Below are 20874 nucleotides of genomic sequence, written 5' to 3'. Positions count from 1 at the left end.
CTTTCAGCCACCACCAGGCGCCGGCGCCAACACGACCCCGCAACGCGACAGCAGCGCCTGGTGCGTGGTCGTCTCCACCGACCACACCCCCGCCTCGATCGCATCGGCCGCCGGCCCCATGTCCTGGGTATGCACCAGCCCCAGCCCGATGTCGGCAATCAGGAACAGCCGCTCCTGCTCATCCAGCCAGCCCGACGCCACCTGCGCGGCCTGCCCGGTGTGGCTGAGCACCCGGCCATCCGGCTGCAGTCGCCAGATCCACGGCGCCGCCTCCAGCTGCACATACACCCGCTGCGGTCCGTTCTGGAAGAACCAGCAGCCGTGCTCATCCACCGCATAGTTGCGGTGGATGAAGCCGATCAGCTTGTCGTGGGTGATGCGGCTGCCCTTGACCGCCGGAAACGGCCCGGCCGCCTGGATGCGTTCATCCCGCATGTACCAGTCGCCGCGCGCATCCAGCGCCAGCCATCCATAGCAATGCGGGACGTTCGGCCACTTCTTGAGGGCCGCTTCAACGATGGGATCCATGGCCGTTCAACCTCCGGGGGACGGGTCAGAGCGCGCAGGCCAGCCAGTCGCAGACCTTGTTGGGCATGGTCCGCACATGGCCCGGCGGCTTGCCCGAGGGGAAGCCGACATGGCCGCCATCCTGCGGCTGCCACAGGGTGACGCACGGACCCACATGGCTCTGCTCCGGCAAGCTGTGCGCCGGCACAAAGGGATCATTGCGCGCATTCAACACCAGCGCAGGCACGCGGATGCGGGACAGATGCGGCTTGGCCGAGGCGCGCAGCCAGTAATCATCCACATCGCGGAACCCATGCAGGGGCGCGGTGAAGATGTTGTCGAATTCATAGAGATTGCGGGCCCGCCGCAGCTTCTCTTCATCAAACAGCCCAGGATGCTGCCGCAACTTCTTCAGCGCCTTGGGCCGCATGGTCTTGAGGAACATGCGGGTGTAGACCCAGTAGTTGAAGCCCTTGCCAATGGCATGGCCGGCTGCCGTCAGGTCCAGCGGCGAGCAGATGGAGCAGACCGCCTGCACCGTCCGACGCGCATCGTCGCCAGCCTCCTGGGCCCAGCGCAGCAGCGCATTGCCGCCCAGCGAGACGCCCGCCGCGATCATCGGTCCCCGATGGGCGGCGCGCAGCTGGCCCAGCATCCAGCCGATCTCTTCGTAATCCCCGGAGTGGTAGGCCCGCGGCGCGAGATTCAGCTCGCCCGAGCAGCCGCGGAAATACGGCATGGCAAAAGCCCAGCCCCGCTCGGCCGCCACGGCGGCAAAGGCCTGCACATATTGGCTGTCGACGCTGCCTTCCAGGCCATGGAACAGCACCAGCAGCGGGCGTTCCGACCCAATGTCGGCCGCTGCCGCCGAGGGCGCACCGGCCACCAGCCGTCCGCCGGCGGCGGCGGACAGCATCGCCACCGGGGAGCCGTCCGCTGCCGTGCCAGTGGCCGGGCCGGTTTCCACCAGCCGTTCGACATCCACGAAATCGCCGTCCGGCGTGGTCCATCGCTCGCGCCTGAACTGGGGGGCGGGCCCGGTGAAACGCTTGGAGAACAGCACGGGCCAGATGGTCTGGGCGTGACCGCCCGGCAACCAGGACGGTGCGTGATACTGCATGGCGCCTTTCAGTGCAGCGTCGTGGGCGTTGCCGAAGAGACGATCGACGGTTCCTGCTTCACGTCCTGCGTCGTGCCCGGGCTGGCATGGTGGGAGACCATGCGCCAGCCGAGGGCGGTTTTGAGGTAGACATTGGTCGCCACCACCCAGGCACTTTCCATGCCTGCTTCCGTGGCGATCTCCACCCGCTCCAGGACGTGATGGATGGCCGTGTCACCCACCACCAGGCGCCGTTGGCACTCCGGATGCACCGGGATGGCGCCGCGGGCGAAGATGGCCGCGAAGCTGGCACGGATGGCGGGCGCGCCCACCACGCGGGGCCCGCCCGGATGCACGCAGGCGACTTCGTCTTCCTCGCCCCAGATCGCCATCAGCCGCTCCAGGTCGGCCGTCTGCAGCGCCTCGTAGAACTGCGCCTCGGAATCTTCCGGGGTGGCCAGCAGCAGGGCGGACTGGGGTTTGCGCACCATGGGGTGGCCGGGGTCAGTGACCGGCGGGCAGCACTTCGCCGGCCTTGAGCCGGTAGGCGGTGCCACAGTAGGCGCACTGGCCTTCGCCGCCATGGCTCAGGTCGATGAACACCCGCGGATGGTTGCTCCACAGCGGCATCTTCGGGTTCGGGCAGAACACCACGCCAGGGCCTTGCAGGTCCTTGGCGGAGACTTCGACGACAGATTTGGGTTGGGTCATGATGCAGGTCTCTCTCACACCAGCGTCAGCCAGTGTGCATAACGGGGATTGCGGCCGTTGACGATGTCAAAGAAGGCGGCCTGGATTTTTTCGGTGATCGGACCGCGGCTGCCGATGCCGATCTCGATGCGGTCCAGCTCGCGGATGGGGGTGACTTCGGCCGCCGTGCCGGTGAAGAAGGCTTCGTCGGCGATGTAGACCTCGTCGCGGGTGATGCGCTTTTCCACCAGCTTCAGGCCCAGGTCCTGGCAGATGTGGAAGATGGTGTTGCGGGTGATGCCGTTGAGCGCACCGGCCGACAGGTCCGGCGTGTAGACCACGCCGTTCTTGATGACGAACAGGTTCTCGCCCGCGCCTTCGGACACGAAGCCGGAGGCGTCCAGCAGCAGGGCCTCGTCGTAGCCGTCGTCGGTGGCCTCCATGTTGGCCAGGATCGAGTTGGTGTAGTTGCTCACCGCCTTGGCCTGCGTCATGGTGATGTTGACGTGGTGGCGGGTGTAGCTGCTGGTCTTGACGCGGATGCCGCGCTTGAGACCTTCCTCGCCCAGGTAGGCGCCCCAGGCCCAGGCGGCCACCATCAGGTGGATCTTGTTGCCCTTGGGGCTGACGCCCAGCTTCTCGCTGCCGATCCAGGTCAGCGGGCGCAGGTAGCAGCTCTCCAGCTGGTTCTCACGGACGACCTGCTTTTGCGCCTCTTCCACCTGTTCGACGGTGAACGGCAGCTTCATGCGCAGGATCTTGGCGCTGTTGAACAGGCGCTCGGTGTGCTCGCGCAGACGGAAGATGGCGGTGCCCTTGTCCGTCTTGTAGGCCCGCACGCCTTCGAAGGCGCCGCAGCCGTAGTGCAGGGTGTGGCTCAGCACATGAATCTTGGCATCGCGCCAGTCCACCAGCTCGCCGTCCATCCAGATCTTGCCGTCGCGGTCGTCCAAAGACATGGGAATTCCTTGTGCGTCAAAGTGCCGGATTTTATGCAAGCCCGTCCGGGGATGGCGTTTCCGTCGCGTCGGCGTCCACGACCTTGTCGTCCTGCGCCCGGATCAGCGTCCAGTGGGTCACCTTGCCGGCCTTGAGCACGACTTCCACGGCGTCGCCGCCGGCATCGGCCCAGCGGTAGGTGTCAGGGGCAACCTTCACCCCCAGCGAGCGGCACAAGCGGATCAACTGCACCAGCGTCATGCCGGGATGCAGGCGGGACTGCAGCATCAGGGCGCTGCTGACATGGCCCAGCGGCGACTCATTGGCGGTGCGCATCACCTTCATCAACTGGCTGAACTGCAGCAGCAGCCAGAACACGATCAGCGACAGCGCCAGGATTGCGCCCTTCCAGCCGTACAGGGCAATGCCGATCGCCACGGCGGCCACCGCCAGCGCGACTCCGAACCAGCGGTTCATGCCTGGCCTCCTTGCGAGGGCTCATCCCCTGCCGCAGTGAGGAGGCGGATGACGGTGCCCTGTCCGTCGTCGGGTCGGGAGGGGGTGCGCTGACTTCTGAAAATCACGGCGTAGTAGGGGGGCTGAATGGGGAATTCGGGGCGCATAAGTGTCACATGCCTCGCAGGATCTCGATGGCGTCCTCGATGCGGGCCACGGCATGCACCGTCAGGCCGTTGATCGGCTTTTTGGGCGCGTTGGCCTGAGGCACCACGGCCACGGAGAACCCCAGTTTCGCGGCTTCCTTGAGCCGCTCCTGCCCGCGTGGCGCGGGCCGGACCTCGCCGGCCAGGCCCACTTCCCCGAAGGCGATGAAGCCTTTGGGCAGCGCCTTGCCGCGCAGTGAGCTCTGGATGGCCAGCAGCACGGCCAGGTCAGCGGCAGGTTCAGTGATCCGCACACCGCCCACGGCATTCACGAAGACATCCTGGTCCATGGTCGCCACGCCGGCATGCCGGTGCAGCACCGCCAGCAGCATGGCCAGCCGGTCCCGGTCCAGGCCGACGGACAGCCGCCGCGGACTGGGCCCGCCGCCATCCACCAGCGCCTGCAGCTCCACCAGCAGCGGCCGGGTGCCTTCCAGGGTCACCAGCACGCAGGAGCCCGGCACCGGCTCGCCGTGGGTGGACAGAAAAATGGCGCTCGGGTTGGTCACGCCCTTGAGGCCCTTTTCCGTCATGGCGAAGACGCCGATCTCGTTGACCGCGCCGAACCGGTTCTTGATGGCCCGCACCAGCCGGTAGCTGCTGTGGGTGTCCCCTTCGAAATACAGCACCGTGTCCACGATGTGCTCCAGCACACGCGGTCCGGCCAGCGCACCTTCCTTGGTCACGTGGCCGACCAGCACCATCGCGCAGCCGGTGGCCTTGGCGGTGCGGGTGAGTTGCGCGGCGCATTCCCGCACCTGGGCCACCGAGCCGGGGGCGGAGGACAGCTGTTCGGAATACAGGGTCTGGATGGAGTCGATGACGCAGAAGTCCGGCGCTTCCACCTCGATGGTGGCCAGGATCTTCTCCAGCCCGATCTCGGCCAGCACCCGCACCTGGCTGCCATCCAGCCCGAGCCGGCGGGAACGCATGGCCACCTGCGCGCCGGACTCTTCCCCGGTCACATACAGCACCTTCATCTGGCGGGACAGCGCATCCACCGCCTGCAGCAGCAGGGTGGACTTGCCGATGCCGGGGTCCCCGCCGATCAGCACCACGCCGCCGGTGACGATGCCGCCGCCCAGCACCCGGTCCAGTTCCTCCAGCGAGGTGGGGGTGCGGTCGAAATCCTTGGCCTCGATCTCCGACAGGGTGGCCACCGGCTGGCTCCGCGCCAGGGACTGGTAACGGTTCTTTGCCGCCCCGCCGCTCTCCGCGACGGTCTCGACCAAAGTATTCCAGGCACTGCAGGAGGGGCAGCGGCCCAGCCATTTGGCGCTGGAGGCGCCGCATTCGGAGCAGACGTAGTGGGTCTTGGGGGAAGCCATCCCGCGATTGTCGCCGCTGTGCCCCGCCGGCCGCGTCTCGGATGCCAACTGCGGCACGCCAGACCGCCCGGACGCGCACAGACCCCAACAATTGACATGCTGTGACCATCGTCAAGCCGATGTCGGCATGCTAAAACGCCGGCTCCTTTAGGAGTCCATCATGGAGTTGTCAGTCTGGCTGCAGTTTTTCGCAGCCTCCTGGGCCATCAGCCTGTCCCCGGGCGCGGGAGCCATTGCGGCCATGAGCTCCGGACTCAATTACGGCTTCCGGCGCGGGTACTTCACCACCCTCGGCCTGATCCTGGGCATCCTGACCCAGATCGTGCTGGTGGGCGTGGGCCTGGGTGCGCTGATCAAGGCCTCTGAGCAGGCCTTCCTGCTGGTGAAGTGGGTGGGCGTGGCCTATCTGATCTACCTGGGTGTGCAGCAGTGGCGCTCGCCCGGCAAGCCGCTGGTGGCGCAGACCGGCGAGAACAAGCCCGTCACCCGCTGGCAGCTGGTGCGGCGCGGCTGGGGCATCAACGCGGTCAATCCCAAGGGCACCGTGTTCCTGCTGGCCATCGTGCCGCAGTTCCTGGACGTGAACCAGCACCTGGCCCCGCAATACGCGGTCATTGCCGCCACCCTGTCCTTCACCGATGCGGTGGTGATGGCCGGCTACACCGCCCTGGCGGCACGGGTGTTGTCGGCGCTGCGCTCCGAGTCCCATCTCAAGATGCTGAACCGGGTCTTCGGTTCGCTGTTCATTGCGGCCGGCACGCTCCTGGCCACCATCAAACGCACCTGAGCTGACCCTGACCTGCCCCTGACCTGCACCAGCGCGCGACCCGTCGCCGGCTCTCGCGCGCTGTCCGACCCTCGTCAACCGGTTTCGCTGCCGCCGCCCCCCGGCGCCAGCCCCGTGCTTGACGCCTCCTGATCTATTGCGCCTCAACGACCTCGCACCTCGGGGCCGTTGCCTCGTGGTTTCCTTGTGGTGGCCTTGTGATGTCCAAGTTGTCCGATCGATGGTTGTTCTGGGGGCCCACCCTCATCTGGGCCAGCACCTGGCACATCATCCTGTACCAGTTGGCCTCCGGCGTGCCGGTGCTGAACTCCGTGGCCTGGCGCTTTGGCATCGCGGCCCTGATCCTGGTGGGCCTGAGCCGCTGGCAGGGCTTGTCCCTGCGCCTGCCGCTGTCGGCCCATGGCCTGATGCTGGCCACCGGCATCGTGCAATACAGCGGCAATTACTACTCGGTGTATGAGGCCGAGCGCCACATCCCGTCCGGTCTGGTGGCGGTGCTGTTCTGCCTGATGGTGTTCGGCAATGCGCTGTCGGGCCGGGTGTTCTTCGGCCAGCGGGTGTCGCTGCGCTTCCTGACCGCCTCGGTGGGCGGGGTGCTGGGCGTGGTGATGATCTTCTGGCCGGAAATCGCCTCCACCGGCGCCCGCCCCACGGCCGCCTACGGCCTGCTGATGGGGCTGGCCGCGGTACTGGCCGCCTGCATCGGCAATGTGCTGACCCTCACCCTGACCCGCCGCGGACTGGCGCTGGTGCCGGTGCTGGCCTGGAGCATGGGCTACGGGGCGCTGTTCCTGACGACGATGTCGTTCGTGACCGGGCAGGGGATGCAGTTCTCCTGGAAGTTCTCCTACGTGGCGTCGCTGCTCTACCTGGCGGTGTTCGGCTCGGTGGTGGCCTTTGTGCTGTATTTCAAGCTGGCGCAGCGGCAGGGCACCGCCCGTGCCGCACTCACCGGCGTGGTGATTCCGGTCATTGCGCTGGTGCTGTCGGCCTTGCTGGAAGGCTGGCAGCCCACCGTGCTGTCGGTGGCGGGCATGGGGCTGTGTCTGGGCAGCATCTATGTCGCGACCCGGACGCGCTGACCTGGGGGTGTAAAGCCGGACGCGTTGACTGGAATGCGCTGCGTCGGCACTCCGCCCAGGTGCGGGCCGCTGGACACCAGCGCCCGGTGCGCCGTCAGCGCCGCAGCCAGTTGATCTCTTCCGCCGTACGGCGCCCCACCACGGTCTGGGCCAGGCTGGCCGGCATGCGGGCCTCGTTAGGCCGCACGGGGATGCGCCCGGCCATCAGTTCGGCCTGATCCTGCGGCAGGGTCGGCTGCTGGTCAGGCGCCGCATAACCGTCCGGGAAGGACGGCATCAAGGTGGACGGGTCATATTTGTCGGTCGCGCCAAAGGTGTGCAGGGCCTCGTGGGCGATCACCACCTGGTTGGGACCCTCCTGGGCGCGGCTGGCAAACAGGTGCACCAGGCCCATGCGGCCCTTTTCCAGACCGGTGGAGTGGGGCAGGGGGCCGTTGAAATCGCCAGGGTGATAGAGCAGATACAGCCGCACATCCGGCACCGGGGAACTGGGCGGCGTCTTGCGCCAGGCCCACCAGCGCATCTTCAGGCTCCAGCTCATGGCGGACAGCACGCTGGCCTGCGTCGGCACGGGCGGAGGCAGGTCCCGCATGGACCGTCCCAGCACCACCTGGACCGGCGTGCTCAAGGGCAGCCCGAAGGCGCGGGCCTGCGCCTGGAAGAAGGGCGCGATGTCGGCGAAGGCCTGGTCCCCCAACTGGTCGATGTAGGCCTGCGTGGCCGCGTCCCCCTGCAGATTGATCGGGTAGACGGTGATGACCTGCGTCCGTCGCCAGGACTGGGCCTGCCAGCGCTGCATCAGGGCGGTGGACGCGACCACCGCCAGGATCACCAGCAGCACGAAGATGCGAAATACCTTGAACATGTCAGTCCCACTGAATCTTGCCGCGCCCGGATTTCACTTCTCCGCGCTGGGCCTTGCCCGCCAGCCTGCGCTGCTGGGAGCCGAACGTCGGACGGGTCGGACGACGCGTCTTGGGGGTGTGGGCCACGCTCTGCACCAGGGCGATCAGCCGCGCGACCGCATCCGCCCGGTTCTGCTCCTGGCTGCGGGACTCCTGGGCCTTGATCACGACGATGCCCTCGGCGGTGATGCGCTGGTCGGAGAGCGCCAGCAGCCGCTCCTTGATGACCGCCGGCAGCGTGGAGCGGCGGATGTCAAAGCGCAGATGGACCGCGCTGGAGACCTTGTTGACGTTCTGGCCGCCCGGGCCGCTGGCGCGGATGGCGGAGACATCAAGCTCCCAGTCGGCAGGCGTCCACGCCAGGTGCATGGGGCAGGCCGCCGGATCAGGTCAGCGGGTCCAGGTGCACTGGCACCCGGCGCGCCAGGGCGCACATCAGCTCATAGCCGATGGTGCCGGCAGCGGCCGCCACTTCATCGATCGACAACATGCTGCCATTCGGGCCCTGGCCCCAGAGGGTGACCTCGCTGCCGGCGCCCAGCTGCGGCAGATCGGTCAGGTCCACCGCGAGCATGTCCATGGACACCCGGCCAACGGTGCGGGTGCGCTGTCCGCCCACCAGCACCGGGGTGCCGGTGCCGGCATGACGCGGATAGCCGTCGGCATAGCCGCAGGCGACGGTGCCGATGCGCATCGGCCGGTCGGCGACGAAGGTGCTGCCGTACCCGACCGTGTCGCCGGGTTGCAGAGCCTGCACCGCCAGTACCTTGCTGCGCAGCGTCATGGTGGGCTGCAGGTTCCAGTGGCGGATGTCGTGTTCCGGGAAATCCGGGGCGCTGCCGTAGCTCATGATGCCGGCGCGCACCCAGTCCGCCCGCACGCCTGCCCGCTCGCTGTGCCGCAGCACCGCGGCGCTGTTGCTGAGCGAGCGCTCACCCGGCAGGTCCGCCGTCGCTTCCTGGAAGACCGCCAACTGCCGGTCGATGCCCTTGGGGCCGTCGGCGTCCGAGAAGTGGGTCATCAGGGAAATCTCGTCCACCTGGGGCAGGGCATTGAGCCGCGTCCAGGCCGCACGGAAGCCGCTGGGCGTGAATCCGAGCCGGTTCATGCCGCTGTTGAGCTTGAGGAAGACACGGTGCGGCTCATGGGTCTTGTGCATGGCCAGCCAGTCGATCTGCTGCTCGGAATGCACCGCATGCCACAGCCGCAGCCGCGAGCACAGTTCCAGGTCCCGCGGCTCGAAACAGCCTTCCAGCAGCAGGATGGGGCCGCGCCAGCCCAGGTCACGGATGCGCTGGGCTTCGTCCAGGTCCAGCAGGGCGAAGCCATCGGCGGCGCGGAAGGCGTCGAAGACGCGGTCGATGCCGTGCCCGTAGGCATTGGCCTTGACGATGGCAAACACCTGCGCGTCGGGGGCGCATTCGCGGGCCCGGTGCAGGTTGTGGGCCAGGGCGGGCTGATGGATGAGGGCTTCAATAGGACGCGGCATGGCGTGATTGTGCCTTCCCGCTTTGGCCGCAGACAGCCTCCTGCGGGCCCCCCGACATGGGTGGGACCTGGGGGCCAAACGGGGAGGATGGTCACGCTTAACACACAGAAGGGGTGCCGCCCACCGCCTTTACCAAAAGAAGCGCATGCTATAAACCCGCCGCAGCGCTGCTGACCTCTGTGGACCAGCGTTTTCCGCCGCAAGTCGACGCCAGCCGCAGTTCCAGGTAGCCCGGGTCCATGAAAAAAGGTTTCTACACCATCATGTCAGCGCAGTTCTTCAGCTCGCTGGCTGATAACGCGTTGTTCGTGGCTGCCGTCGAGATGTTGCGCACCAATGGCTCCGCCGAATGGCAGCGGGCCGCGCTGGTGCCAATGTTTGCCCTCTTCTACGTCGTTCTGGCGCCTTTTGTGGGTGCATTTGCCGACGCGGTTCCCAAAGGCAAGGTCATGTTCATCTCCAACACCATCAAGGTGGTGGGATGTCTGAGCATGCTGGTGGGGGTGCATCCACTGGCCGCCTATGCCATCGTGGGCCTGGGAGCGGCCGCTTATTCCCCGGCCAAGTACGGCATCCTGACCGAATTGCTGCCGCCGTCCCAACTGGTCAAGGCCAACGGCTGGATCGAAGGCCTGACGATCGCCTCCATCATTCTGGGCGCCGTGTTCGGCGGACAGCTGCTGGGGGAGCGGGCCTCCTCGGTGCTGCTGAGCTTCGACATGCCGTTCATCGACACCGGCATCGACACCGCACCGGAAGCCGCCATCGCCTTCATGGTGGTCCTCTACGGCATTGCCGCTCTCTTCAACCTGCGCATTCCGCGCACGGATGCCCCCCTGCAACCGCTGGCCAGCGGGGCGACCGGCCTGGTGCGGGAATTTGCCAGTTGCAACTCCCGCCTGTGGCAGGACAAGCTGGGTCAGATCTCCCTGGGCATGACCACCCTGTTCTGGGGCGTGTCCGGCAACATGCGCTACATCGTGTTCGCCTGGGCCGCTGCGGCGCTGGGGTACGGCACGACGCAGGCATCGGCCCTGGCCGGGGTGGTGGCCATTGGCACGGCAGTGGGCGCGGTGGTGGCGTCCATGGCGGTGCGGCTGGACAAGGCCACCAACGTCATTCCGCTGGGCGTGGCCATGGGCCTCTTGATGCTGGTGCTGAACTTCATCGACCAGCTTTGGCTGGCCGTGCCCTTCCTGATCCTGCTGGGGGGCGTGGGCGGCTACCTCGTCGTGCCGATGAATGCGCTGCTGCAGCACCGGGGCCACAACCTGATGGGGGCCGGCCGATCGATCGCCGTGCAGAACTTCAACGAACAGGCCTGCATCCTGGGCCTGGGTGCGCTCTACACCATCCTCACCCGATTTGGCGTGTCGGCCTTCGGCTCGATCACCGTCTTCGGCCTGACGGTGGCCGGCATCATGGTGCTGGTGGGCCGCTGGCACCGCAGCAATCTGCGCCGCTATCCCGAAGAAATGGAACGGCTGCTGGCCATTGCCCGCTGCGACAAGCACTGAGGCCCGGCCGCCGGTCTCTGGCGCAGACCAAGAAAAAACCCGCCTGGTGGCGGGTTTTTTGTTTTGGGTGATTCAGCGCCGGCTCTGCCGACCCTTGCCGCCGGGCGAGTCCTGCACCAGGCCGCCGGTGGTGAGCACCTGCTCGATGTGCTCGGACCAGGCCCGGCCGATCTTGAAGCATCCGCTGTGGTTCAGGTGGATCTCGTTGTGCCAATCCCCGCTGATGCCGCTGGCGCCAGGCGCGGCCGGGGCCAGGGGAACGGCGGTGGAATCGAAGACGAACAGGCCCGGGAAGGCCGCCTTGTCCGCCATCAAGCCCTTGAGGAACTGGGCCAGGTGCATCAGCATCAGTCGGCTGACGGCCGCCCAGTCGGCCGAGGGAATGGCATAGGCCTTCAGGGCCGGGTACAGCCAGGGTCCGTGACCGGCATCCTCGGCCCCCGCCGGACGCGGCACCGGCACGGCATAACAATGCATGAACACCGGCTTGCCGGCCGAGGCGCCCTGGTCCCGCAGGGACAGCAGATGCTGCAGATTCGCCTTGAGGTAGGCGGCGAAGGTCGCCCATCCCGGTTCCGAGAAATACCGGCCCACCCCCGCCGAAGGAGGGCCCCATTCCGTCTGGCGGCGCAGCAGGCGAAGCTCCAGCGGTACCGGCTGGCCGTCGATCTGGCTGGGCGTCTGCGCGGCTTTGATGAGGTCATTGCCGCCCACCGACAGCAGGATGCCGTCCCACACCGGCGCGTTGGGGCCGGTCAGCAGGTCGACGAATTCGGGGACCGAGGCCAGTTCCACCAGATGGGCCAGACTCTCCTGCTGGCCGGCGCAGTTCACCGCTGCGGTGGTCTTGGACAGCACCAGCTCCTGCAGCAAATTGGCATGGGCGCTCAGCTTGGCCTGGGCGGTGGAGAACCAGGAATCCCCTTGCGCCAGCAGACGCCAGTGAAAGCCTTGCAGGTCGGGTGCCTGCGCGGAGTGGAGGTCTTCCGGGGCAAAACAGGCCAGGTGGTCCAAGAGGCAGTCTCCCTATAGCTCGAGTGGTGATTCTCGTCATGGCGCGATCCACGCCTGTCCGCCAAGGGTAGGCCCCTCGAATGACAGGCGCGGGGCGACCCGGTTGTAGGTCAGGGTCAGGGCTTGCGCCATGCTATAAACCCTGGGAATTGTTCGCTGGTAACCGCCAGCTTCCAAGCCCCCAGGGGCCATATCCCGACAATCGGCGACGTCCGCAGCGGCGTTGCGCCCTGGCAGCGGCATCCTCCGCGACGCCGCATCGCTGTCCATCGCGTCATTCGGTCTTTCTACCCGCTTTTTGAGAGGGTGGGAGAGAAGATTGCAGCGAAATGTCGGACACCTTGGGGACGGGGTGCTTCGGCGCCTTCCTCCTGTTTTCCTGATACCCCACCCGATCTTGTCCGCCGCAGTCCCCTCCGCCTCCGCTGCCCGCACCCTGCCCGTGTCGCTGCCCATCCTCGCCCTGATGTTCAACGCCACCGTCTGGGGACTCTCCTGGTGGCCATTCCGGCAATTCGAGGCCGCGGGCCTGCATCCGCTGTGGACGACGGTGATCATGTACGCCTTGTCCTGGGTCGTGGTGCTGGTCTCCCAGCGGGGCGCGGCCGCGGAGCTGCTGCGGTCGCCCGGCCTGTGGCTGGTCCTGCTGGCCGCCGGCACGACCAACACCGCCTTCAACTGGGGCGTGGCCACCGGGGACGTGGTGCGGGTGGTGCTGCTGTTTTATCTGATGCCGCTGTGGGCCTTGTTGCTGGCCCGGGTGGTGCTCAAGGAGCCGCTGACCCTGATGGCCGGTGTGCGGATCGCCCTGGCGCTGGGCGGCGCCCTGGTGGTGCTGGCGCCTTCGGGCGGCGGCTGGCCGGTGCCCCGTACCCTGGCCGACGGCCTGGGCCTGCTGGGCGGGCTGACTTTTGCCTTCAACAACGTGATGCTGCGTCGCCAGGCGGCCAGCAGCCCTGGCGCCCGGGCCCTGGCCATGTTCAGCGGCGGCGTGATCGTGGCGGGCGTCTCGGCCTGCTTCATGGCCGGTCGCGGACTGGTCGGCTGGCCGACGCTGCCGTCCCTGCTGTGGTGCCTGCCGCTGCTGGGCATGGCGCTGCTGTTCTTTGCGTCCAACATGTCCCTGCAGTACGGCGCGACGCGTCTGCCGGCCAATGTCACGGCGGTGGTGATGCTGACGGAAGTGCCGGTGGCGGCGCTGTCGGCCCTGTGGCTGGGCGGGGGCTCCCTGAACCTGCCCACGGCCCTGGGCGGCCTGGCCATCCTCGCCGCAGCCATGCTGGCGGCGTGGGAGCGCCGACCTGCGTGACCGACCGCTGCTCACAACCTTGAGCGGACACTGACAAGCTCCCCGCGCTACGATCGCGTCAATCATGTTGGGAGAGGATTCTTATGAGCCAGACAGCTTTTGACTTCGACGCGGTCAGCATCACCGGTGAACCGGTGGCCCTGTCGCAATACCGGGGGCGGGTGATGCTGGTGGTCAACACGGCCAGCGAATGCGGCTTCACGCCGCAATTCAAAGGCCTGGAGGAACTGTGGCGGGAATTCCAGGCGCGTGGCCTGGTAATCGTCGGGTTCCCGAGCAATGAGTTTGGCGGGCAGGACCCGGGCAGCAACGAGGACATCGCCTCCTTCTGCCAGCTCAATTACGGGGTGAGCTTCCCGATGATGGGCAAGACCAAGGTCAATGGCGCGGAGGCGCACCCGCTGTGGCGCTGGCTCAAGGGCGAAAAGCCCGGCATCCTGGGGACGCAGGTGATCAAGTGGAACTTCACCAAGTTCCTGGTGGGCCGGGACGGGCAGGTCATCAAGCGCTATGCGCCGAACGACACGCCCGCCAGCCTTCGCGCCGACATCGAAGCGGCGCTGGGCCAGTGACACGCCTGCATCGCGCTGCGCGTGTTGACCAGCGGGCCATGACCATCACGCTGCCTCGGCGGCTTCGCTGGCGTGCCCACCATCCGGCACTGTGCGGCCCACGACTGCATGCACGCCGGCTGGCGACGGCGCCTGTGGCGTGGCGACGGGCCTAGATCGGTGATGGCCAGGCGGCCAGCACCACAAACGCGGCGACGGCCAAGGTGATGACAAGGGCTGTGGCCGCAGTGGCCTTGAACGGTGGAGCCAATGTGAGGCGCATGGTATCCCCCTGACAAACTGAGGTGATCCGCAGGTCGGCTCCGCGTGGGCCACGCGCAGCGACTTCTCCCAGCCCCAGAGTGCCGCATGCGCGCCGCATCTGCCACCCCTAAGGCGTTGACCCTGATGAGCAGCGGGCTTTGGCGCAGGCGGACAGCGTCCAGCAGGGATCTCAGCGGATGGCGGTCAGACGGATCAGCTCCGGCGGCTTCACCAGCCACGCTTCGGCGCGTGCGGCAAACGCCTGGAAATGCGCCGATTCGCGATGGGCTTCCAGCGCCAGCTCGTCCTTGAACGATTCGCGCATGTAGAAGGTGCCCGGTGCGTCGGTCAGTTCAAAGAGCTGGTAGTCCAGGCACCCGGGCTCCTGCCGGGTGGGCATCACCAGCGCCTGCAGCCCTTCACACAGCGCATCGCGCATGTCCGGGCGCGCCTGGAGGACGGCGATGAAGCTGATGGGGCTGGCGGCAGTGGCGGCTTGGGTCATGATGAGCAGGGGAGGGTGAGCAGTGGGTGCCATGCTAAGCGGGCGACCGGCTTCGCCATCGATCATCATTGGGGAGACAGTTTCAATAGTGGGTTGATGCCGGGCCGATAACGACGCAAACCCCCGACGCATGGCCTGCGCATGGCCTTCGCATGGCGGCGCTGCCAGTGAAGTACCTCCGGGAAACCGCTGCCTCGTCTTCGCACAGGGCTGCGGCTGCGCCCACGCCGCTGCGGGCCGCTGACCTAGCATCGGTGCATCCCGTCCACAGAAGGTGCCCGTCCATGTCGCAGCCCGTGCTCCGTCTTCCGTCTGCCTCCCCGTCCGCCGTGCCGTTGCAATGGCCGGAGGTCGGCGCGGCGCCTGGCGCATCCGCGTCGGCGACCGCCTCCATTCGCCCGCGCGCGCTCCGCCTGCCGCAACTGCTCACCACGTTGTGCCTGGCGGTTGGCGCCGTGGCGGTCCAGGCGCAGACGGCCGGCACGCCAACGCGGGTCGGCACAACCGCCACCGCTTCCGCCACCACCAGCGGCGCCGCGGCTGTCCCCTTGTCGGAACTCCAGGCCCTGGCCGCCCGCGAGCAGCCGGCCCTGCTCAAGACCTTGCAGCAGCTGGTGGAGATCGAGTCGGGCAGCGCCGACCGCGAGGGCCTGGAGCGGATCGCCGCTGTCATCGCGCAGCGTCTCAAGGACCTGGGCGGCGAGGTCACGCTGATTGAGCCAGGCAGTGACACCTATCGGATGTTCGACACCCCCGACAAACCCGGCCCGATGGTGCAGGCCCGCTTCAAGGGCGGCGGGGGACGCGGCAAGGTGCTGCTGATTGCTCACATGGACACCGTCTACCCGCGCGGCATGCTGGCGCAGCAGCCGTTCCGCATCGAGGGCCAGCGCGCCTACGGGCTGGGCATTGCGGACGACAAGCAGGGCGTGGCCACCATCCTGCATGTGCTGGCGCTGCTGAAGTCCCTGGGCTGGAAGGACTGCGGCGAGATCACCGTGCTGATCAATGGGGACGAGGAGATCAGCTCCCCCGCGTCCCGCCATCGCATCACGCAGCTGGGAGGCGAGCATGACGCGGTGCTGTCCTTCGAAGGCGGCGGCGGGCCCGAAGGCCCGGACCTGCTGCGGCTGGCCACCAGCGGCATCGGCGCCGCCACGCTGACGGTCAAAGGGCGCTCCTCCCATGCCGGCGCGGCCCCGGAGCGGGGGGTGAATGCGCTGTATGAGCTGTCGCATCAGGTGCTGCAGGCGCGGGACCTGTCCGATCCCAAGGTGGGACGCCAGGTGCATTGGACGGTGTCCAAGTCCGGCATCGTGCGCAACATGATTCCGCCGAGCGCGGACGCCTCGGCCGATGTGCGGGTGGAGCGGGTGGAAGACTTCGACTGGGTGGAAGCCGAGCTGCGCAAGCGCATCCAGAACAAGCTGTTGCCGGAAGCGGAGGTCTCGCTGAGCTTTGAGCGCCGTCGCCCGCCGCTGCATGCATCGCCTGCGTCCCGGGGGCTGGCCGAGACGCTCAAGTCACTGGCCAGCGATCAGGGGATGGCGCTGACCGTGAAGGAAGTGCCCACCGGCGGTGGGACCGATGCGGCTTTCGCCGCCGCCGCCACGAAGGCGCCGGTGGTGGAGGGCTTTGGCGTGCGTGGGTTTGGCGCCCACAGCACCCAGGCGGAGTTTGTGCAGCTGGACAGCATCGCGCCGAAGATGGTGCTGGTGGCGCGCACGCTCATGCTGCTGGGCGCGCAGGGGGTGCCGGCGCCCAAGCCCTGACCTCAGCCCTTCGGTCAGGCATTTGGTCAGCCCTTCGGTCAGCCCTTCGGATACAGCAGCATCTGCGTGCAGCGGAACAGCGCAATCGTCTTGCCGTTGTGGGTGACCACCGCGTCCCACACCTGCGTGGTGCGGCCCATGTGGACTGCGGTGGCGCGGCACTCGATCACCCCCTCGCGGGCGGTGCCCAGGTGGTTGGACTTGAGCTCCACCGTGGTGAAGCTCTGCGCGCCTTCCGGCAGGCTGGCGATGCAGCCATAACCGCAGCAGGTGTCGGCGAGCGTCACCACGCTGCCGGCGTGCAGATAGCCGTTGGGGGCCATCACGGCCTGGCGCACCGGCATGCGCGCGGTGACCTCGCCGGAGCGGACCTCGAGAATCTCGATGCCCATATGGCCGGGGAGGCAGGCCGCGCCACGTTCGTTGAATGCCTTCTGATCAATCATGGAGGGATAGGTCTCTCAAGTCTGGGCGCCGGAGCGCCATGGGGTGCATTGTCAGTGCTGGGAGCGGCGCGGCGGGATCCCTCCGCTGGAGGACCCGCGGAGGGAACCCGTTGGGGTGATGGCCGTGCCCCTGCCGGACCTGGGGATAATGCGGACCAGCCCTTTGTCCGCATCGTGGAGACCAGCATGTTCCAGCACGTCGACGCCTACCCCGGCGATCCCATCCTCAGCCTCAACGAGGCCTTCCAGAAGGATCCCCGCACGGCCAAGATCAACCTGTCCATCGGCATCTATTTCGATGACGACGGCCGCATCCCCATGCTGGATTCCGTTCGCCGCGCCGAACTCGCCGTGGTGGAACAGGCGGGTGCCCGGCCTTACCTGCCCATGGAAGGCGCCGCCAACTTCCGCACCGAAGTCGGCAAGCTGCTCTTCGGCGCGGACAGCGCCGCGCTGCGGGAGCAGCGGGTGGCCATCATCCAGGGCGTGGGCTCGTCGGGCGGCCTGAAGGTCGGCGCCGACTTCCTCAAGCGCTATTTCCCGGACAGCAGCATCTACCTGTCCGATCCCACCTGGGACAACCACCGCGCCGTGTTCGAAGGCTCCGGCGTCGAATGCCGCAGCTACCCGTACTACGACGCCCAGACCGGCGGCCTGCGGTTTGACGACATGCTGCAGGCGCTGTCCGAGGCGCCGGCCCGCAGCATCGTGCTGCTGCATGCCTGCTGCCACAACCCCACGGGCGTGGACCTGACGCCGCTGCAGTGGGACGCATTGATCCCGGTGCTCAAGGCCCGGGAACTGATTCCCTTCCTGGACCTGGCCTACCAGGGCTACGGCGACGGCCTGGAAGCCGACACCTTCGCCATCCGCGCGCTGGCCGATGCCGGGCTGAGTTTCCTGGTGGCCAACAGCTTCTCCAAGAACATGAGCCTGTACGGCGAGCGCTGCGGCGCCCTGTCGGTGGTGTGCCCGGACGCGGCGCAGGCGGCCAATGTGCTGGGCCAGCTCAAGTTCACCATCCGTCGCAACTATTCCAACCCGCCGCAGCATGGCGGGCAGGTGGTGGCCAAGGTGCTGTCCGACCCGCAACTGCGCAGCCTGTGGGAAGGCGAGGTCGAGGAAATGCGTGAACGCATCCTGGCCATGCGCAACGCGCTGTTCGATGTGCTCTCGGCCAAGGTGCCGGGCCGCAACTTCGATTATTTCCTGACCCAGCGCGGCATGTTCAGCTACACCGGCCTGAGCCCGGCCCAGGTGGACCGGCTGCGGGAGGAATTTGGCGTCTACATCCTGCGTTCCGGCCGCATGTGCGTGGCGGGGCTGAACACCCGCAACGTCGAGGCCACGGCGCACGCCATCAGCCAGGTGATCTGACGCAAGGCCATTCATAGGCCGCAGTTATGGGTGAGGCCCTGGCTTTCATTGGCTGATCACGCCGCAACTCCTTACCCTGCCCGACAGTTCAGGAATGTCCGCAGGGATGAAACAAGTCGTTGTGATCGGTGGAGGGGTGGTGGGGCTGACCACGGCCTGGGCGCTCGTCCAGGCCGGTCACCGTGTGACGCTGGTGGAGCGCTGCGATGCGCTGGCCGAAGGCGCCAGCCGGGCCAATGGCGGTCAGCTGAGCTACCGGTATGTATCGCCGCTGGCGGATGCAGGGGTGCCCCTCAAGGCGCTGGGCTGGCTGCTGGACCGTGATGGCCCGCTGCGGTTCCGGCCGGATGGAACTTGGGCCCAGTGGCGCTGGCTCGGCGCCTTCCTGGCGCGCTGCCGGGGAGACGTGAACCGTCGCACCACCGCCCGGCTGCTGGCGCTGGGCGCCTTCAGCCAGCAGAGCTTCATGACGCTGCAGCGCGACGCAGCGCTCAATGCCATCGAGCTGCGCACCCCCGGCAAGCTGGTGGTCTACCGCAAGCCGGAGAGCTTTGACCGCGCGGCCCGGAGTGCTGATGGGCAGGGGCCGGAGCGGGCCTTGTCCCGCGACGAATGCCTGGCGCTGGAGCCGGCGCTGGGGGACTGCGACACCCCATGGCTGGCCGGTGGCATCTTCACCGCGGGAGAGGCGGTCGCCGATTGCCATGCGCTGTGCCTGCAACTGGCCCAGCGCCTGGGGCAGCACCCCGGTTTTGCGGGCGTGGTGCACGCGCAGGCGCTGGGTTTCCTCCTGCAGGCGGACCGCGTGGTGGCGGTGCGCACGTCGATGGGCGAGATTGCCGGGGATGATGTGGTGCTGGCCGCCGGCCTGCAAAGCGCCGCCCTGGCGGCACCGCTGGGCGTGCGGCTGCCGCTGTATCCGCTCAAGGGCTACAGCCTGTCGGCGCCGATCACGGGCCATCACCGCCCGCCGACGGTGAGCGTCACCGACTTCGAACGCAAGACGCTGTATGCGCGCATCGGCCAGCAATTGCGGGTGGCGGCCATGGTGGACCTGGTGGGGGAGGACACCCGCCTGGACCCCGCTCGGCTGGCGGCACTGCAACGCACGGTGCGGGCGAGTTTTCCGAAGGCGGCGGACTATTCACGGGCTGAGCCGTGGGCGGGTCTGCGTCCGGCCACGCCCAGCGGCGCGCCGATGCTTGGGGCCACGCCGGTGCGCGGCTTGTGGCTCAATGTGGGCCATGGCGCACTTGGCTTCACCTTCTCTTTCGGTTCCGCCCGGATCGTGGCGGACCTGGTCTCCGGCCTGCCCAGTCCGCTGGACCTGGACGGACTTGCACTGCGAGCGGCCTGAATGCCGCGCGGACGTTTCATGAGCGGCGACTGGCTGTTGCCACCGCTGGCGCCGGGGGCATGCCTTGGGGTGATTGCGCCGGCGGGCCCGCCGCGAGAGGGTACCTTGTCCCAGGTGGTGCCCATGATGGAGCGGCTGGGCTGGCGCGCCAAGTTGTTTCCGGGGTGCGCCGGGCCGGCGGTGCTCGGGCATCTGGCGGCCAGCGACGACCAGCGCATCGCGGACCTGCATGCCGCCTTCGCGGACCCGGAGGTGGATGCGGTCATCGGTCTGCGCGGGGGCTACGGCTGCATGCGCTTGCTGGACAGGCTGGACATGTCGTTGCTGCGGGCCAGCAGCAAACCACTGATCGGATACAGCGACCTCACCGCGCTGCATGCGGTGCTCCGGATCGGCTGGCATGCGCCCATGCCGGCCTCCGACTGGCATCGCGGCGACGAAGGCTGGGCCGACGCCCTGGCGCTGACCACCTGCCTGCAGCAAGGCCTGAAAGCCGGCGATGTGCTGGGGCCGACACCGATGCCGCATCGCCTGAACCGCTGTGGCCTCGAAGTGCGGGGCCGATTGACCGGTGGCAACCTGGCGGTGCTGGCCGCCCTGGTGGGCACGCCCTACATGCCGGACCTGCGCGGGAGCGTGCTGTTCCTGGAGGACGTGGGCGAGGATCCCTACAAGATCGACCGGTTGCTATGCCAGTTGCGGCTGGCCGGTCATCTGAACGATTTGGCTGGCGTGGTGCTGGGCAGCTTCAGCGATGCGGACGCCCCGGATGAGGTGCTCGCCGACTATTTCCAGCCGCTCGGCTGCCCGGTGCTGGCCGCCTGGCCGGCGGGGCATGCAACGCCGAATCTGCCGTTGCCGTTGGGGGCCAGTGTGGCGATGGATGCAAAGGCGCGGACCTTGAAGGTGGTCGGCGGATAGGCATTGGAGGTGAGGGCAACCGCTGGCAAGGGCACAATCTGACGCCTGAATACAGCGGTGCTTAATCGGACGAAGACGCCACGCTGATCGTCCCGACCAGGCGGGCACCCACACGGGTTGACCTCAACCTGATGCGGGGGCTCCAAAGAACGGCATACCCCGTCGATCTCGACAGCACGGCAGCGCAACCCGGCAAGATCTTGATTTGACCAGGCCGTGGATATCCAGCCGAGAAGAATCCACGCACCACCCGCCGAATGTCCTTCGGCGGTACGCCGTAGGCAAACGCTCCAAAGACACCCTGCGAGTCGGGGACTCTCGGCGAATGGCGGAACGAGTACCGAATGCCGATG

Annotated in this window: 22 protein-coding genes; 9 read left to right on the top strand and 13 right to left on the bottom strand. The window is 67.6% G+C overall.

Annotated features, from left to right (window positions below):
- Positions 1-3: 3 nt before the first annotated feature.
- From DES44_RS18535 to radA, 7 genes are all read right to left on the bottom strand, one after another.
- Positions 4-528 carry a DUF2946 family protein gene (locus tag DES44_RS18535; RefSeq protein WP_058933332.1) on the bottom strand — a complete coding sequence of 175 codons (525 nt, stop codon included), beginning with the start codon at positions 526-528 and terminating at the stop codon, positions 4-6.
- Positions 529-553: 25 nt separating this feature from the next.
- Complete coding sequence (locus DES44_RS18530) at positions 554-1627, bottom strand: YheT family hydrolase (RefSeq protein WP_058933333.1); 1074 nt, start codon at positions 1625-1627, stop codon at positions 554-556.
- A gap of 8 nt (positions 1628-1635) precedes the next feature.
- Positions 1636-2097 (bottom strand): YybH family protein, encoded by a 462-nt coding sequence (locus DES44_RS18525; protein ID WP_058933334.1) that lies wholly within the window; start codon positions 2095-2097, stop codon positions 1636-1638.
- A 13-nt stretch (positions 2098-2110) separates the two neighbouring features.
- On the bottom strand, positions 2111-2317 hold the full coding sequence (locus tag DES44_RS18520; protein WP_058933335.1) for a zinc-finger domain-containing protein: 207 nt from the start codon (positions 2315-2317) through the stop codon (positions 2111-2113).
- A gap of 14 nt (positions 2318-2331) precedes the next feature.
- Complete coding sequence (locus DES44_RS18515) at positions 2332-3255, bottom strand: branched-chain amino acid transaminase (RefSeq protein WP_058933336.1); 924 nt, start codon at positions 3253-3255, stop codon at positions 2332-2334.
- 31 nt (positions 3256-3286) lie between these two features.
- Positions 3287-3712, bottom strand: a complete 426-nt coding sequence (locus DES44_RS18510) for a hypothetical protein (protein ID WP_058933337.1) — start codon at positions 3710-3712, stop codon at positions 3287-3289.
- Positions 3713-3863: 151 nt separating this feature from the next.
- Positions 3864-5225 (bottom strand): DNA repair protein RadA, encoded by a 1362-nt coding sequence (gene radA, locus DES44_RS18505; protein WP_058937111.1) that lies wholly within the window; start codon positions 5223-5225, stop codon positions 3864-3866.
- 160 nt (positions 5226-5385) lie between these two features.
- On the opposite strand from radA, the gene DES44_RS18500 reads away from it, so the two are divergent.
- Complete coding sequence (locus DES44_RS18500) at positions 5386-6012, top strand: LysE family transporter (RefSeq protein WP_058933338.1); 627 nt, start codon at positions 5386-5388, stop codon at positions 6010-6012.
- Between the two features lie 200 nt (positions 6013-6212).
- On the top strand, positions 6213-7094 hold the full coding sequence (locus DES44_RS18495; RefSeq protein ID WP_058933339.1) for a DMT family transporter: 882 nt from the start codon (positions 6213-6215) through the stop codon (positions 7092-7094).
- A gap of 94 nt (positions 7095-7188) precedes the next feature.
- Here the strand turns inward: DES44_RS18495 and DES44_RS18490 are convergent, their stop codons facing one another.
- The 3 genes from DES44_RS18490 to alr are packed head-to-tail and all read right to left on the bottom strand — an operon-like array spanning position 7189 to position 9488.
- Complete coding sequence (locus DES44_RS18490) at positions 7189-7959, bottom strand: hypothetical protein (protein WP_058933340.1); 771 nt, start codon at positions 7957-7959, stop codon at positions 7189-7191.
- A gap of 1 nt (position 7960) precedes the next feature.
- Complete coding sequence (arfB, locus tag DES44_RS18485; RefSeq protein ID WP_058933341.1) at positions 7961-8368, bottom strand: alternative ribosome rescue aminoacyl-tRNA hydrolase ArfB; 408 nt, start codon at positions 8366-8368, stop codon at positions 7961-7963.
- A gap of 16 nt (positions 8369-8384) precedes the next feature.
- Complete coding sequence (gene alr / locus DES44_RS18480; RefSeq protein ID WP_058933342.1) at positions 8385-9488, bottom strand: alanine racemase; 1104 nt, start codon at positions 9486-9488, stop codon at positions 8385-8387.
- Positions 9489-9727: 239 nt separating this feature from the next.
- On the opposite strand from alr, the gene lplT reads away from it, so the two are divergent.
- The gene (lplT, locus tag DES44_RS18475) at positions 9728-11005 is read left to right on the top strand and encodes a lysophospholipid transporter LplT (RefSeq protein WP_058933343.1); all 1278 of its coding nucleotides are present in this window, start codon (positions 9728-9730) and stop codon (positions 11003-11005) included.
- 72 nt (positions 11006-11077) lie between these two features.
- Here the strand turns inward: lplT and DES44_RS18470 are convergent, their stop codons facing one another.
- On the bottom strand, positions 11078-12019 hold the full coding sequence (locus DES44_RS18470) for a hypothetical protein (RefSeq protein WP_058933344.1): 942 nt from the start codon (positions 12017-12019) through the stop codon (positions 11078-11080).
- 397 nt (positions 12020-12416) lie between these two features.
- On the opposite strand from DES44_RS18470, the gene DES44_RS18465 reads away from it, so the two are divergent.
- Both DES44_RS18465 and DES44_RS18460 read left to right on the top strand, forming a co-directional pair.
- Positions 12417-13328, top strand: coding sequence for an EamA family transporter (locus DES44_RS18465; RefSeq protein WP_232309899.1), 912 nt, complete (start codon positions 12417-12419; stop codon positions 13326-13328).
- Between the two features lie 83 nt (positions 13329-13411).
- Complete coding sequence (locus DES44_RS18460) at positions 13412-13900, top strand: glutathione peroxidase (RefSeq protein WP_058933345.1); 489 nt, start codon at positions 13412-13414, stop codon at positions 13898-13900.
- Between the two features lie 433 nt (positions 13901-14333).
- Here DES44_RS18460 and DES44_RS18455 read toward each other — a convergent pair whose 3' ends face one another.
- On the bottom strand, positions 14334-14648 hold the full coding sequence (locus DES44_RS18455; RefSeq protein WP_058937113.1) for a putative quinol monooxygenase: 315 nt from the start codon (positions 14646-14648) through the stop codon (positions 14334-14336).
- Positions 14649-14932: 284 nt separating this feature from the next.
- On the opposite strand from DES44_RS18455, the gene DES44_RS18450 reads away from it, so the two are divergent.
- Positions 14933-16420 carry a glutamate carboxypeptidase gene (locus DES44_RS18450; RefSeq protein WP_083525219.1) on the top strand — a complete coding sequence of 496 codons (1488 nt, stop codon included), beginning with the start codon at positions 14933-14935 and terminating at the stop codon, positions 16418-16420.
- A 38-nt stretch (positions 16421-16458) separates the two neighbouring features.
- On the opposite strand, the gene DES44_RS18445 is transcribed toward DES44_RS18450, so the two are convergent.
- Positions 16459-16866, bottom strand: a complete 408-nt coding sequence (locus DES44_RS18445) for a PaaI family thioesterase (RefSeq protein WP_058933347.1) — start codon at positions 16864-16866, stop codon at positions 16459-16461.
- 186 nt (positions 16867-17052) lie between these two features.
- Here DES44_RS18445 and DES44_RS18440 point away from each other — a divergent pair, with 186 nt between their 5' ends.
- From DES44_RS18440 to DES44_RS18430, 3 genes are all read left to right on the top strand, one after another.
- Positions 17053-18243: an amino acid aminotransferase gene (locus DES44_RS18440; protein ID WP_058937114.1), complete on the top strand. Its 1191-nt coding sequence runs from the start codon at positions 17053-17055 to the stop codon at positions 18241-18243.
- A gap of 106 nt (positions 18244-18349) precedes the next feature.
- Positions 18350-19600, top strand: a complete 1251-nt coding sequence (locus DES44_RS18435; RefSeq protein WP_058933348.1) for a D-amino acid dehydrogenase — start codon at positions 18350-18352, stop codon at positions 19598-19600.
- Positions 19601-19618: 18 nt separating this feature from the next.
- Complete coding sequence (locus DES44_RS18430) at positions 19619-20521, top strand: S66 peptidase family protein (protein WP_170156696.1); 903 nt, start codon at positions 19619-19621, stop codon at positions 20519-20521.
- Positions 20522-20874: the final 353 nt, after the last annotated feature.

It is taken from the genome of Roseateles depolymerans, assembly GCF_003387155.1.
Classification (GTDB): Bacteria; Pseudomonadota; Gammaproteobacteria; order Burkholderiales; family Burkholderiaceae_C; genus Roseateles; species Roseateles depolymerans.
The sequence above is the reverse complement of the archived record's forward strand: the minus strand, read 5'-3'. Positions and strand labels throughout refer to the sequence as shown.